This window comes from Streptomyces sp. NPDC031100, assembly GCF_055570785.1.
In genome coordinates this window covers 23980-36754 of record NZ_JBVIGN010000003.1, presented here as the reverse complement: position 1 = coordinate 36754, position 12775 = coordinate 23980, and the positions used below count along the sequence as shown (strand labels likewise).

General features: G+C 66.4%; 10 protein-coding genes. All 10 read left to right on the top strand.

Annotation, left to right across the window (positions count from 1 at the left end):
* The 10 genes from ACZ5DS_RS08300 (at window position 1) to ACZ5DS_RS08255 (ending at window position 12745) form a co-directional block, all read left to right on the top strand.
* The gene (locus ACZ5DS_RS08300; RefSeq protein ID WP_468236363.1) at window positions 1-1356 is read left to right on the top strand and encodes a PfaD family polyunsaturated fatty acid/polyketide biosynthesis protein; all 1356 of its coding nucleotides are present in this window, start codon (window positions 1-3) and stop codon (window positions 1354-1356) included.
* Between the two features lie 90 nt (window positions 1357-1446).
* On the top strand, window positions 1447-2538 hold the full coding sequence (gene fabD / locus ACZ5DS_RS08295) for an ACP S-malonyltransferase (RefSeq protein ID WP_468235170.1): 1092 nt from the start codon (window positions 1447-1449) through the stop codon (window positions 2536-2538).
* A gap of 41 nt (window positions 2539-2579) precedes the next feature.
* On the top strand, window positions 2580-3839 hold the full coding sequence (locus ACZ5DS_RS08290; protein WP_468235168.1) for a hydroxymethylglutaryl-CoA synthase family protein: 1260 nt from the start codon (window positions 2580-2582) through the stop codon (window positions 3837-3839).
* Window positions 3827-4612, top strand: coding sequence for an enoyl-CoA hydratase/isomerase (locus tag ACZ5DS_RS08285; RefSeq protein ID WP_468235167.1), 786 nt, complete (start codon window positions 3827-3829; stop codon window positions 4610-4612). Before ACZ5DS_RS08290 ends, ACZ5DS_RS08285 begins: the two co-directional genes overlap by 13 nt.
* Window positions 4613-4614: 2 nt before the next feature.
* A complete protein-coding gene (locus ACZ5DS_RS08280; RefSeq protein ID WP_468235166.1) occupies window positions 4615-5367 on the top strand; it encodes a polyketide synthase in 753 nt (250 codons plus the stop codon).
* A 4-nt stretch (window positions 5368-5371) separates the two neighbouring features.
* On the top strand, window positions 5372-5617 hold the full coding sequence (locus tag ACZ5DS_RS08275) for an acyl carrier protein (protein ID WP_468235165.1): 246 nt from the start codon (window positions 5372-5374) through the stop codon (window positions 5615-5617).
* Window positions 5598-6845: a beta-ketoacyl synthase N-terminal-like domain-containing protein gene (locus ACZ5DS_RS08270; protein ID WP_468235163.1), complete on the top strand. Its 1248-nt coding sequence runs from the start codon at window positions 5598-5600 to the stop codon at window positions 6843-6845. Before ACZ5DS_RS08275 ends, ACZ5DS_RS08270 begins: the two co-directional genes overlap by 20 nt.
* A 52-nt stretch (window positions 6846-6897) precedes the next feature.
* Window positions 6898-7863 carry an acyltransferase domain-containing protein gene (locus ACZ5DS_RS08265; protein ID WP_468235162.1) on the top strand — a complete coding sequence of 322 codons (966 nt, stop codon included), beginning with the start codon at window positions 6898-6900 and terminating at the stop codon, window positions 7861-7863.
* A 34-nt stretch (window positions 7864-7897) separates the two neighbouring features.
* Window positions 7898-8761, top strand: coding sequence for an SDR family NAD(P)-dependent oxidoreductase (locus tag ACZ5DS_RS08260; RefSeq protein WP_356117292.1), 864 nt, complete (start codon window positions 7898-7900; stop codon window positions 8759-8761).
* 63 nt (window positions 8762-8824) lie between these two features.
* Window positions 8825-12745, top strand: coding sequence for an SDR family NAD(P)-dependent oxidoreductase (locus ACZ5DS_RS08255; RefSeq protein WP_468235161.1), 3921 nt, complete (start codon window positions 8825-8827; stop codon window positions 12743-12745).
* Window positions 12746-12775 lie beyond the last annotated feature (30 nt).

Below are 12775 nucleotides of genomic sequence, written 5' to 3'. Positions count from 1 at the left end.
ATGGAGGTACGCGGTGAGGACGCGGCGGGGCGGCTCGGCTGTGCCTCCTTCCGCCGGGACTTCGGCGTCGACTACGCCTATCTGGCGGGGTCGATGTACCGGGGTATCGCCTCGAAGGAACTGGTGGTCGCCATGGGGCGGGCGGGCTTCATGGGATTCCTGGGCGCCGCCGGCCTGAGCCCGGAGCGGGTGACGGGTGACATCGCCCACATCTGGCGGCATCTGGAGCCTCACCAGCCCTTCGGAGTCAATCTGCTGTGCGACCTCCAGCACCCCGCACGGGAGACGGCCAACGTCGAGATGCTGCTCGCCCACGGTGTGCGCGTCATCGAGGCGTCGGCGTTCATCAAGGTCACCCCGGCCCTGGTCCTGTTCCATCTGTCGGGGCTGCGGGCCGGGCCGGGAGGCGGGGTCCACCGTGACACGCGGATCGTCGCCAAGGTCTCGCGGCCCGAGGTGGCACGTGAGTTCATGCGACCCGCGCCGCAGGACATCGTCGAACGGCTGGTGGCCGACGGCCGGGTCACTCGCGAGCAGGCCGAGCTGGCCCGGAGGGTGCCAGTGGCCCAGGACCTCACCGTCGAAGCGGATTCGGGGGGCCACACCGACCGCGGTGTGTCCACCGTGCTGCTGCCGTCGATGCAGAGCCTGCGGCTGCACATGACACGGGAGTTCGGGTACGGCGAGAAGATCCGTCTGGGACTCGCCGGCGGCATCGGGACGCCGCACGCGGTCGCCGCCGCCTTCGCCATGGGCGCCGACTTCGTGATGACCGGCTCCATCAATCAGTGCACGGTCGAGGCCCGCATCAGCGACGCCGTGAAGGACCGGCTGCAGACCATCGACGTCCAGGACACCGACTACTGCCCGGCGGGCGACATGTTCGAGATCGGGGCCCAGGTCCAGGTTCTGAAGAAGGGTGTGCTGTTTCCCGCCAGGGCGAACCGGTTGTACGCGTTGTACAAGAGTCACGACTCGTGGGAGGAGATACCGCAGGAGACCCGCAGACAGATCCAGGACGCCTACTTCAAGAAGAGCGCCGACGACGTCTGGCGGGAAACCTGCGAGCACCTTCGGAAGACGGGCCGCGAGTCGGAGATCGAGAGGGCCGAGCGTAGCCCGAAGCGGCGCATGGCTCTCATGTTCCGCTGGTACTACGGGTACAGCAGCCGGCTCTCGTTCATGGACGCCGATTTGGACCGGGCCAACCTGCAGATCCACACCGGGCCCGCGCTGGGGGCCTTCAATCAGTGGGCGCGGGGCACGCCCTGGGAAAACTGGAGGAATCGCCATCCGGACCGGATGGCGAGGGATTTGATGCGTGAGGCTTCCTCGATTCTCTCGGGATACAGGTAGCCGCGGGCGCAGATTTTCTGGCAGGGTGAGGGCTGAACATGATCGCGGTCGTCGCGACCAGCTGAGAAGGATGACGAGAAAGGATGTCCCATGAGGACCTATGTCTTCCCCGGACAGGGGGCGCAGCAGAAGGGTATGGGTTCATCCCTTTTCGATGAATTCAAGGATCTGACTCGCGCGGCCGACTCGATTCTGGGCTACTCCATCAAGGAACTCTGCCTGGAGGATCCGGACGGACTGCTCGACCGGACGCAGTACACACAGCCTGCGATGTATGTCGTCAACGCCCTGTCGTACTACCACAAGCTCCGCGAGACCGGGCTGGTCCCGGACTTCGTCGCAGGTCACAGCCTTGGTGAGTACAACGCGTTACTGGCGGCCGAGGCGTTCGACTTCGAGACCGGCCTGCGGTTGGTGCGCAAGCGCGGAGAGTTGATGGGCCGGGCTTCGGGCGGTGGGATGGCGGCCGTGCTGAACGCCTCGGAGACGGAGATACGCACCATCCTCGCCGAGAACGGGCTCGACTCCGTCGATCTGGCGAACTTCAACACGCCCTCGCAGATAGTGATTTCCGGCCGTGCCGAGGACATCGAGGCCGCGAAGCCGCTGTTCCAGACTGGAAACCACCTGTTCATGCCGCTGAGGACGAGCGGGGCCTTCCACTCCCGGTACATGGAGCCGGCCCGGGTGGAGTTCGAGGAGTTCCTGGCCGGGACAAGCTTCTCGAAGCCGCGGATACCGGTGGTCTCCAATGTGACGGCGAGGGTCCATGAGGATCACCTCGTCAAGGAGAGCCTGGCGAAGCAGATGGTGCACGCCGTGCGGTGGTCCGACTCTGTGGAGCACCTCCTCGAATACCCCGGGATGGAGTTCGAGGAGATCGGTCACGGGAATGTACTGACCAAATTGGTGGAGAAGATCCGCCGCGAACTCAAGAGTGCGAAGAAAAACCTTCCCAGGGCCGCGGAGAAGACGACCGAGAGCGCTGGGGAGATGGTCCGGAAGTGGAATGAACGGTATGCGGTCGGCACCCGTTGTCGGTCCACCACCGGAAATTACGGAGACCTGGAGACCGCCACGGCGGCAACCGTCCTCTTCGGGCACCGAGCGGCTGTCTATATGCACGGATACCGCGGATACTTCGATCTCCAGGAACTGCAGCCGGTCCCGGCAGCGCAGTGAACCGGACCGAAACCGAACGGCACGCCCCAGGGGGAGAAATCATGACGACCGTTGGAATCGAAGCAATGAACGTCTTCGCCGGCTCCTGTTATCTCGACGTGGAGAAGCTGGCGATCCACCGCGGTCTCGACACCGCGAGGTTCGACAACCTCCTCATGAAGGAGAAGACCGTCGCACTGCCGTACGAGGATCCGGTGACGTTCGGCGTCAACGCGGCCAAGCCCCTCATCGACGCCCTGTCGCCCGAGGAGCGGGACTCCATCGAGCTGGTCATCACTGCGACCGAGTCGGCGTTCGACTTCGGCAAGTCCATGAGCACGTACTTCCACGATCTGCTGGGGCTGAACCGGAACTGCCGCCTCTTCGAGATCAAGAACGCGTGCTATTCGGGGGTCGCGGCGCTGCAGACAGCGGCGAACTTCATCCTGTCGGGCACCTCGCCCGGCGCGAAGGCCCTGGTCATCGCCACCGACATCACCCGTTTCATGGTCGCGGAGAGCGGCGATGCACTCTCCGAGGACTGGTCCTTCGCCGAGCCGAGCGGCGGTGCCGGCGCCGTGGCGATGATCGTCAGCGACACCCCGCACATCTTCCAGATAGACGTCGGCGCGAGCGGCTACTACGGCTACGAGGTGATGGACACCTGCCGTCCCCTGCCCGACAGCGAAGCGGGCAACGCGGACCTGTCCCTGCTCTCGTACCTGGACTGCTGCGAGAACTCCTTTCTCGAGTACCAACGCCGGGTCGGTGACGTGGACTTCGTCTCCACCTTCGGTTACCTCGCCTTTCACACCCCCTTCGGTGGAATGATCAAGGGCGCGCACCGCAACCTGATGCGCAAGGTCGCCAAGGCGCGTCCGGCGGTCATCGAGGAGGACTTCCAACGGCGCATGTACCCGGGCCTCACGTACTGCCAGCGCGTCGGGAACATCATGGGCGCGACCACGATGCTGTCGCTGGCCAGCACCATCGAGAACGCGGACCTCTCCAGCCCGCAGCGCATAGGCGTCTTCTCGTACGGATCCGGCTGCTGCTCCGAGTTCTTCAGCGGCGTGTCCCGCCAGGAGAGCCAGGACCGCACGCGCGCTCTCGGCATGGAGAAGCACCTCAGTGCCCGGTACGAGTTGACGATGCCGGAGTACGACTCACTGCTCCAGGCCAACCACGCGGTCAAATTCGGCACCCGGAACGCCCTCCTGAGCACCGACATCGTTCCGCAGGCGCGGACCGGCAACGGCCGGGAACTCCTCTTCCTGAAGCGAATCGACGAGTTCCACCGGGAGTACGAGTGGGTCTCCTGAACACGGCGGCATACGAGACCGTCAAGGTCCGCTTCGACAACGGGATCTGCTTCCTCCAGATGCACCGGCCCGAGGCGGGCAACACCATCAACACCCGTCTGGTCGAGGAGTGCGCGGACGTGGTGCGCTTCGCCGAGGAGCACGCCACCGTCCTCGTCCTGGAAGGGCTGCCCGAGGTGTTCTGCTGGGGCGCCGACTTCGGGGAGCTCGCCGCGGGGGGCGGCGAAGCCGGGAACGGGGAATCGCCTGCGGCGGCCCTGTACGACCTGTGGCTCTCCCTGGCCTTCGGATCGTTCGTCTCCGTGGCGCATGTGCGCGGCAAGGCAAACGCCGGAGGACTGGGGTTCGTGGCCGCGTGCGACATCGTGGTGTGCGCGGACACGGTGATGTTCAGCCTGTCCGAGCTGCTCTTCGGACTGATGCCGGCCTGTGTCCTGCCCTTCCTGACCAGGAAGGTCGGCCCGGCCAGGTCCAACTACATCACGCTGATGACCCAACCGTTCACCGCCGAACAGGCGGTGGGCTGGGGGCTCGTCGACGTCAGCGCGGACAACAGCGGCAACCTGCTGCGCCGGCACCTCCTGCGGCTGCGCTATCTGCCCAAGACGGGAGTGACCCGCTACAAGAAGTACCTTCGCAACCTCGACGACATCCTGCTCCCCTCCCGGGACAAGGCCGTGGCGGCCAACCAGGAGGTGTTCTCCGACCAGGAGAACCTGCGCAAGATCGAGCGCTACGTGAAGACAGGGCAGTTCCCTTGGGAAGGAGAGTAGGGATGCAGAGCCCACCCGTCGAGTATCGGGAGATCAGCCCCTCCATCGTCCAGATCACGATGCAGGACCGGGTACACAAGAACACCTTCTCCGATCAGCTCATCACGGGTCTGCAGGACGCCTTCGCGAAGGTCGCGGCCGACGAACGGTGCAAAGCCGTCGTTCTCACCGGCTACGGCAACTACTTCGCGAGCGGCGGCACCAAGGAGAGCCTGCTGCTGATCCAGGAGCGGCGCATCAGTTTCACCGATGCCGACATCTACGGTCTCGCGCTGGACTGTCCCGTGCCTGTCATCGCGGCGATGCAGGGCCACGGCATCGGCGGCGGCTTCGCCATGGGGATGTTCGCCGACTTCGTGATCCTCAGCCAGGAGAGCATCTACACCACGAACTTCATGAAGTACGGGTTCACTCCCGGCATGGGGGCGACCCTGATCCTGCCCAGGAAGCTCGGCACGAGCCTGGGTGGGGAGATGCTGCTCTCGGCGCAGACCTACTACGGCCACGAGCTGAAGGAACGGGGCGTCCCCTTCCCGGTCCTGCCGCGCGCCGACGTGCTGCAGCACGCTCTCGAACTGGCCGAGACCCTGGCCGAGAAACCCAGGATCTCCCTGGTCACGCTCAAGAGCCATCTGGTGGCCGAACTCCGCGCCGAACTTCCGCACTACATCGAGCGCGAAGTGGCCATGCACGCGAAGACCTTCCACCAGCCCGAGGTCCGGGCCCTCATCGCGTCCCACTACACAGGAGGCTGACCACATGCCGGACACACGCGTCTTCGATCTGATCGTCGAGCACACCCGCGAGGTGATCCCCGAGCTCGAAGAACACCCATTCGCCCCTTCCGACTCGCTGCGCGACCTGGGAGCCAACTCCATCGACCGCGCGGAGATCATCATGATGACGCTGGAGTCGCTGTCGGTGAGCATCCCCCTCGTCGAGCTGGCGGACGCGAGGAACATCAGCGAGCTGGCGGATCTCATCCATGACAAGTCGGCGAGCTGACAGCCCCGACGTCGTCGTCACCGGCCTGGGTGTCACCACTGCGGTGGGCCAGGGCAAGGACGACTTCGTCGCAGCCCTTCTCGAAGGTCACCATGCCTTCGGGTTCATGCAGCGTCCCGGCCGGCTGCCTCCGGCCGCTTCCACCGACGAAACCACGGCATTCCTGGGCGCCGAGATGGAGGAGCCGAGCCTGCCCGGGAGCATCGCCGCGCGCACCGTACGCACGGCGTCGCTCTCGGCCAGGGCAGCCCTGGCCACGCTCCACGAGGCATGGCACGAAGCCGGTCTGGACGATGCCGACCCGTCCGGCATTGGCCTCGTGGTCGGCGGATCCAACGTCCAGCAGCGCGAGTTGACCCTGCTGCACGCCCGCCACGCGGACCGTCCCGAGTTCCTGCGCCCGACGTACGGCCTGGGCTTCATGGACTCCGACCTGTGCGGGTTCTGCACCGAGCAGTTCCCGATCCGGGGCTTCGCCCATACGCTCGGTGGCGCTTCCGCCAGCGGGCTGCTCGCGGTGCTCCAGGCCGTGCGGGCGGTGCAGTCCGGCGAGGTCGACGTCTGCATCGCCCTGGGCGCGCTCATGGACCTGTCGTACTGGGAGTGCCTCGCGTTCCAGTCCATGGGCGCCATGGGCTCCGCCCGCTGGGCCGACGCCCCGGCCGCGGCCTGCCGCCCCTTCGACCGGAACCATGACGGCTTCGTCTTCGGCGAGGCCTGCGCCGCGGTGGTCGTCGAGCGAGCGGGCGGGCGCCCGCATCCTGCGCCGTACGCCCGATTCCGCGGTGGCGGCAGGGCGCTGGACGGCACCCGGAATCCCCACCCCTCGGTGGAGGGAGAGATGGCCGTCATCCAGACGGCGCTACGGGAAGCCGGCCTGTCCGCGTCAGCCATCGACTACGTCAACCCGCACGGCACCGGATCGCCCACCGGCGACGCGGTCGAACTGCAGGCGCTCGCGCGCTGCGGACTCGGCCACGCACGGATCAACGCGACGAAGTCGATCACCGGGCACGGGCTCACCGCTGCGGGGGCGGTGGAGATCGTGGCCACACTCCTGCAGATGAAGGAGGGGAAGCTGCACCCCACCCGCAACCTGGTCGATCCGCTGGACGAGACGTTCCCCTGGGTGCGCGAGAAGGCGGAGGACTGCGCGGTCCGGACGGCGGTGAGTCTCAGCATGGGCTTCGGCGGAGTAAGCGCGGCGATCTGCCTCGAGAAATGCTGACGCCCGGCGGCATCCCCTGTCCCACGACCGAGGCCTCGCGAAAGGAGCGGCGATGACGAGACCGACCGTCTTCATGTACTCGGGGCAGGGCTCCCAGTACTTCCACATGACCCGCGAACTCTACGAACAGCACCCCCGCTACCGGCTCTGGCTGGAGCACTGCGACGACATCGCCTTCCCCGTTCTCGGTAAGTCGGTGGTGGACACGATCTTCGACCAGGACCGAACGAAGAGCGATCCGTTCGACTCCCTGGCGGACTCCAACGCGGCGCTGCTGTGCGTGGAGTACAGCCTCACGCGGGTCGTGCAGGAGATGGGACACCGGCCCGACGTCCTGGTGGGCTACAGCCTGGGCGAGATCACCGCGGCCGTGGTCGCGGAGGTGCTCCCGCTGGAGCTCGGGATCTCCTTCGCCGTGGAATTCGCCCGGACGCTGGCGGACCGGACACCGCTGTCCGGGATGCTGGCGGTCCTCGGCACGGAAGAACTCCTGTGCAGCCATGCCGGGTTGTTCGCCGACTGCTGGGTCACCGGACGCAACTTCGACGGCAACTTCGTGGTCAGCGGTCGGGTCGAGGCGGTGAATCGGCTCGAACGCTCCCTGGGGCAGGAGGGGATCGTCTGCCAGCGGCTCCCGGTCAACCACGGCGTGCACACCGAACTCATCGACCCGGTCGAGGAACACGTGCGCGGCCTCCTCGGCACCGTGACCCTGGCTCCGCCGAAGATCCCGATCGTCTCGTCCGCCTCGGCGGACCGGGTCGCCGAGGTGACGGCCGACGGCATCTGGGCCGCCATGAGAAGTCCGGTGGATTTCGCGCGGACCATCGAGAAGCTGTCCGCCGCCGGCGACGCGACCTTCATCGACCTCGGGCCCAGCGCGACACTCGCGACGTTCGTGAAATACATCCTGCCGCCGGGCAGCGGCTCTGTTCCGGTGCACACCATCAATCGTTTCGGACAGGACCTGAAATCGCTCCGCGAATTTCAGGAGCAGACAGCTTCCATACGTGGCTGAGCACGAGTACGGGATCCAGGAAGGACATCCGGTCATGTCGACATCGGGCGAGATCAGAATCTATCGGGACGCCACCGCGGTCATCACGGGCGCTGCGTCGGGAATCGGCCGTGCGCTGGCCGAGGAACTCGTGGCCCGAGGCTGTGAGGTCGTGCTTGCCGACCTGCAGATCGAGCAGGCCGAGGAGGTGGCCGCCGCTCTTCGGAAGGCCGGCGGGAAGGCGACCGCCGCCTGGCTCGACGTCACCGACCATGCGAAGTTCGAACAGCTCGTCAAGGACACCGTCGCGCGGACCGGACGTCTGGACTATCTGTTCAACAACGCCGGCATCACCCACGGCATGGGTGCGGGGGCCCGGCACTATCGCATCGAGGACTGGCGCCGCATGATCGACGTCAACGTCGTCGGTGTCGTCAACGGCGTTCAGGCCGCGTACAACCTCATGATCGACCAGGGCTTCGGCCACATCGTGAACACCGCCTCCCTGGCGGGTCTGGTCCCGAGCGCGGGGACGACCTCGTACGTCACCACCAAGCACGCCGTGGTGGGCCTCTCGCACAATCTGCGCATCGAGGCGGCCCAGCTCGGCGTACGTGTGAGCGTGCTGTGCCCGGGCGTCGTCCGGACCCCCCTCATCGAGGGCGGCGTGTACGGCCGCAGCGTCCCGGGAGTGACCCGTGAGATGACACGCGACATGTGGGAGGAGCAGAAGCCGATCTCACCGGAGGAGTTCGCCAAGAAGTCTCTGGACGCGGTCGCCCGGAACAAGGGAATCATCGTGGTTCCCGAGGTCTGGAAGCTGTTCTGGTGGCTCTTCAGGCTGTCGCCGTCTCTCTGCCTCAACATCGCTACCAAGAAATTCCGGGACCTCGGGAGGAGTGAGACTTCCGGCCGCTGACATCGGCGCCTGCCGTTCACCGGATCCAGACCTTTGCCAACCGTACGAACAGGGAGTGCCGACATGATCAGTCCGTCCACGAGTATTTCCACGGCAGCCGTGCCCCGGTCCGCGGCCACGGGCTGTTTCTACTCGACGGCATGGGTCGAGGCCGAAGGGCCCTCCGGGGTTTCGCTGCCGGGCCCCCATGTGCTGCTGTCCGCTTCGGACGTCGACGCCGATCTGCCGGGCGGGTGGGTCAACCGCGTGGTGCGCGCCCCGGATTCGCTCGGCGATGTGCTCCGCGAGCGGGCCTGGGGCTGCGTCGCGGTTCTGAGCGACGGGCGAGAGGCTGATGTGGCGGCGGGGCTGCGCATTCTGCAGGCCTGTTCGGAGGGCGTGCCGTCGCCCCCGCGCAGGGTCGTGTTCCTGCCGACGCCGGGTGCGCTCGATGACGCGGGGTTATGGGGGCTCGGTCGGACCGCCCGGCTGGAGCGGTCCGACCTGTCGGTTCACTGCATCGAGGCATCGAGGGAGCGGCTCTCACGAGCGTTGACCCTGAGTCGGAGTGACCGTCTGGAGGAGGACTACCGGTTCACCGGGTCCGGCGTGCTCCAGGTGCCGCGTCTGCGGCGGCACACCGTCGGCGACGGTGACTTCACCGCCCGTCCGGATGCGACGTACGTGGTGAGCGGGGGTTCGGGTGCTCTGGGTCTGGTGGCGGCCGAGTTCCTGGTGGACCGGGGGGCGCGGCACGTGGTGCTGCTGTCCCGGTCGGCGCGCGCGGGATCCCCTGTGCCGCCCGAGGTCGCGAAGCTGCGTCGATCGGCGCGGGTCGAGTCGATGACGTGTGATGTGAGCGACCCGCGTAGTGTTCGCCGAGCGCGGGACGCCATGACGACGGCCGGGATGCCGACGGTGGCGGGTGTGATCCACGCGGCGGGTGTCCTGGCCGACGGGGTGCTGGCGAACCAGTCGGAGCAGAAGCTGAGGCAGGCCTACGGGGCCAAGGTCGAGGGCGCGAAGAATCTTCGGAGCGTGTTCGCTCCACCGGAATTCCTGGTGTTGTTCTCCTCGGCCGCCTCGCTCTTCGGTGCCGCCGGTCAGGCGAGCTATGCCGCGGCGAACGCCACGCTGGACGCGTTGGCCGAGTCGTGGTCGCTGGCGGGTGAGCCCGTTCTTTCGATCCAGTGGGGTGCGTGGTCCGATGCCGGCATCGCGGTGCGTCATGGAGCGGTCGAACGGGCAAGGAGCGCGGGGTTCGGAGCGATCGGCAACGATCTCGGGGTCACGGCGCTGAACCGGCTGCTCGCCGGAAACGAGCGGGGAGCGGTCTGCGTCTCCCCGCTGGATTGGGGCGCGCTGTCGCTTAGGAACCGTTTCGTTTCACGCTTCACCCCCCGGCAGGCCGTCGATGCGCCGGTGTCGCCACCGCTGCACGACAACGTGGAGCAGGTCGTTCGCACGGCGGCCCGCGAGGCCGTGGGACGACAGGTCGAGGACAACGCCACACTGTCGGAATCCGGTCTGGACTCCTTGGGCAGCGTACTGCTGCGCAACAGGATCGCATCCGACCTGGAAGTCGTGCTGCCGACGGAATACGCGGTGGAGTCGGCAGATGTCCGCTCGCTGGTGGGGTACGTCTTCGAACAGATGCGGAAACGGTCGAGCGAACGTGCCCCGGCTCGGCGGGAACCCGTGCGGCAGCCGCCTGTGCAGCACAAGCCCGCGCACCGTAGTCCTGGCGCTTCACGGGAGCCCGCCCCGTCGCGTCGGCCGGTTCTGGTCATAGGGGCGGGCCTGGGCGGTATCGGCTTCGCTCGACGACTCGAGAAAATGGGCGTCGCGGCGATAGTGATGGAGAAGCGGGACAGTGTGGGCGGTGTGTGGAGCACATTGGCCAACAAAGACTCCCGAGTGCAGATCGATTCCCCCGCATACAGTTTCGACAGTGCGTTGCCCACGGTCCACGACGACCATCGATGGCGATCGGTGTTCCCGGGCAGGGGCGAGGTCCTGCAGCATGCGAACGCCGTGTCGTCCGAGTTGAAGGAGCCGATTCGCTTCAACTGCGAAGTGGTCTCCGTCAGGAAGGTGCGGGAGCAGGAATACGAGGCCGTGTATGTGCAGGGAGGCGTCACCAAGTCCGTCCGCGTCTCCGGCGTGGCGGCCCTCACGGGCGGACTTCACCGGCCCGTGCGGCACCGTTTTCGTGATGAGCACCTCTTCACGGGCCATATCGGGCTGGGGGTCGCCGACGACACACCGCCGGAGAAGTTCACCGGCGCGTCGGTCGTGATCGTCGGACACGGCGCTTTCGCCCTGGAGAACATGCGAACGGCCCTGGAGAACGGTGCGCGCCATGTGACGATCGTCTGTCGGCGACGCAACCTGGTGGTGTCCACCCTCTGCAACTGGGTGATCAATTCGAGCGACGGAGCGACACCGCTCAACGATGTCGTCGACATCATGCGGCCGTTCTACGAGCTCTGCGGCGTGGACATGGAGGACCTTCCCTCGCTCTCCCGGGACGCGGACGGAAGTTTCGTCCTGGACCAGTCGACGGTCCCGGCTGCCTCGGACGTCTATTTCCTTGCACAGGCGCGCGGCAAGGTGACCGTCGTGGAAAGCGAGATCGATCATCTGTCGGCCCGCTCGGTCGTCACCGAGAGCGGACAGGAGGTGAAGGCCGATGTGCTGGTCAAATGCCTGGGATCGACCACGGACCGGACCATCCTGTCGAGGATCTTCGGTGAGGACAGCGAGGTGGAAGGGCTCTGGATCGACGGGGACCCCAACCTGTTCGCCTACAACGACGGTGCACAGATTCCCCGCAAAGCGAAGTCTCTGCTCTGCTCCAGTTACGTGTTCTTCCTGCAGGCATTCGCCGAAGTCTATCTGCACTTCCGTGAAAACCCCGCAGAACTGAAGGCGCTGTTCACCAGAATCGCTGTCGAGGATTCGAGCAGGTCGTCGTCCGAGCGGTTGCTCGTCGAGTTGTGGGATTTCATCGAGCGCGCGAAGAGGAACGTCGCCTCGCGCACCGCGGAGCTCTGCCCGTTCGACCGCTTTCAGAGAGAGCGGGAAGCCGAGTGGCAGGCGTATGCCGCGCTGATGGGCGAGACGGCGGACGAGGGGGACGGGCTCTGGAGCATGATGCCCCCCACCATGTCGCTGCTGCACCGGCGGGATCCCGCATTTCCCGTGGAGCGACGGGTCAGGCATGACGACTTCGGCTCGGTGAGCATCTATGCGCCGCGTCGCCACAGGGTGCTGTTCCTGCCGGGCCGGGGAACCGACGGGCGCCTCGCCCGAGCCATGCTGAAGAAGGCCGGTTGGACCAGGCGCGAAGACCTCGAGTACGTCATTCCCGACGCGCCCTACACGATGCCGGCGTTCGCCAGTGCCGAGCAACTCGAGATCCGGGGCCTGGACTCCTTGGCCGAGGAGGGGCTCTACGACGTCACGGGGACCTACCGGGAGTGGCGGGCGGGTTTTCCAGAGCTGTGGAACCGGTACCACGGCACTCCTGCCGACATGGATGACGCTGATCCCGGGACGGCCTTGGACTCGGTCCTGCGATACCTCCGATCGGTCGCGGAGGCGCATGGACCGTTCGCCGGTGTCGCCGGATTCGGTGAAGGCGCCGCGACGGTCTCTGCGGCCCTCCACCGTCAGGCTCTGGGGATTGATGTGGGGCTGGGCGACGTACGGTTCTTCATCGCGATGTCCGCGTGGCGGTCACCTGCCCATGAGCGGGCCGGGGTGTTCGACAAGACCCGGCCCATCGATGTTCCGGTGCTGCAGACTCTGGGTGAGAGAGAAGCGGACGTTTTCCAGGCCGCTGCTCCGGTCTTCGGCCGGGACTTCCGCAGGGTGTTCGAACACACGCACCTGGGAAAGCACACCTACCCTTCGCTCACGCGCAGTCTCGATCAAAAGCTCAATCGCCTGCTTCATGCCGCATCCGGCACTCCAGCAGTAGATCGTGATCTTCATGTTTGAGCTGTGGCTGTCGGCGGTGATGGCGAGGAA

What these genes read in the sequence shown, in the direction of transcription:
- ACZ5DS_RS08300 (WP_468236363.1), top strand. Translation starts at nt 1, where the DNA reads ATGGAGGTACGCGGTGAGGACGCGGCGGGGCGGCTCGGCTGTGCCTCC.
- ACZ5DS_RS08290 (WP_468235168.1), top strand. Translation starts at nt 2,580, where the DNA reads ATGACGACCGTTGGAATCGAAGCAATGAACGTCTTCGCCGGCTCCTGT.
- ACZ5DS_RS08270 (WP_468235163.1), top strand. Translation starts at nt 5,598, where the DNA reads ATGACAAGTCGGCGAGCTGACAGCCCCGACGTCGTCGTCACCGGCCTG.
- ACZ5DS_RS08275 (WP_468235165.1), top strand. Translation starts at nt 5,372, where the DNA reads ATGCCGGACACACGCGTCTTCGATCTGATCGTCGAGCACACCCGCGAG.
- ACZ5DS_RS08255 (WP_468235161.1), top strand. Translation starts at nt 8,825, where the DNA reads ATGATCAGTCCGTCCACGAGTATTTCCACGGCAGCCGTGCCCCGGTCC.
- ACZ5DS_RS08265 (WP_468235162.1), top strand. Translation starts at nt 6,898, where the DNA reads ATGACGAGACCGACCGTCTTCATGTACTCGGGGCAGGGCTCCCAGTAC.
- ACZ5DS_RS08260 (WP_356117292.1), top strand. Translation starts at nt 7,898, where the DNA reads ATGTCGACATCGGGCGAGATCAGAATCTATCGGGACGCCACCGCGGTC.
- ACZ5DS_RS08280 (WP_468235166.1), top strand. Translation starts at nt 4,615, where the DNA reads ATGCAGAGCCCACCCGTCGAGTATCGGGAGATCAGCCCCTCCATCGTC.
- fabD (WP_468235170.1), top strand. Translation starts at nt 1,447, where the DNA reads ATGAGGACCTATGTCTTCCCCGGACAGGGGGCGCAGCAGAAGGGTATG.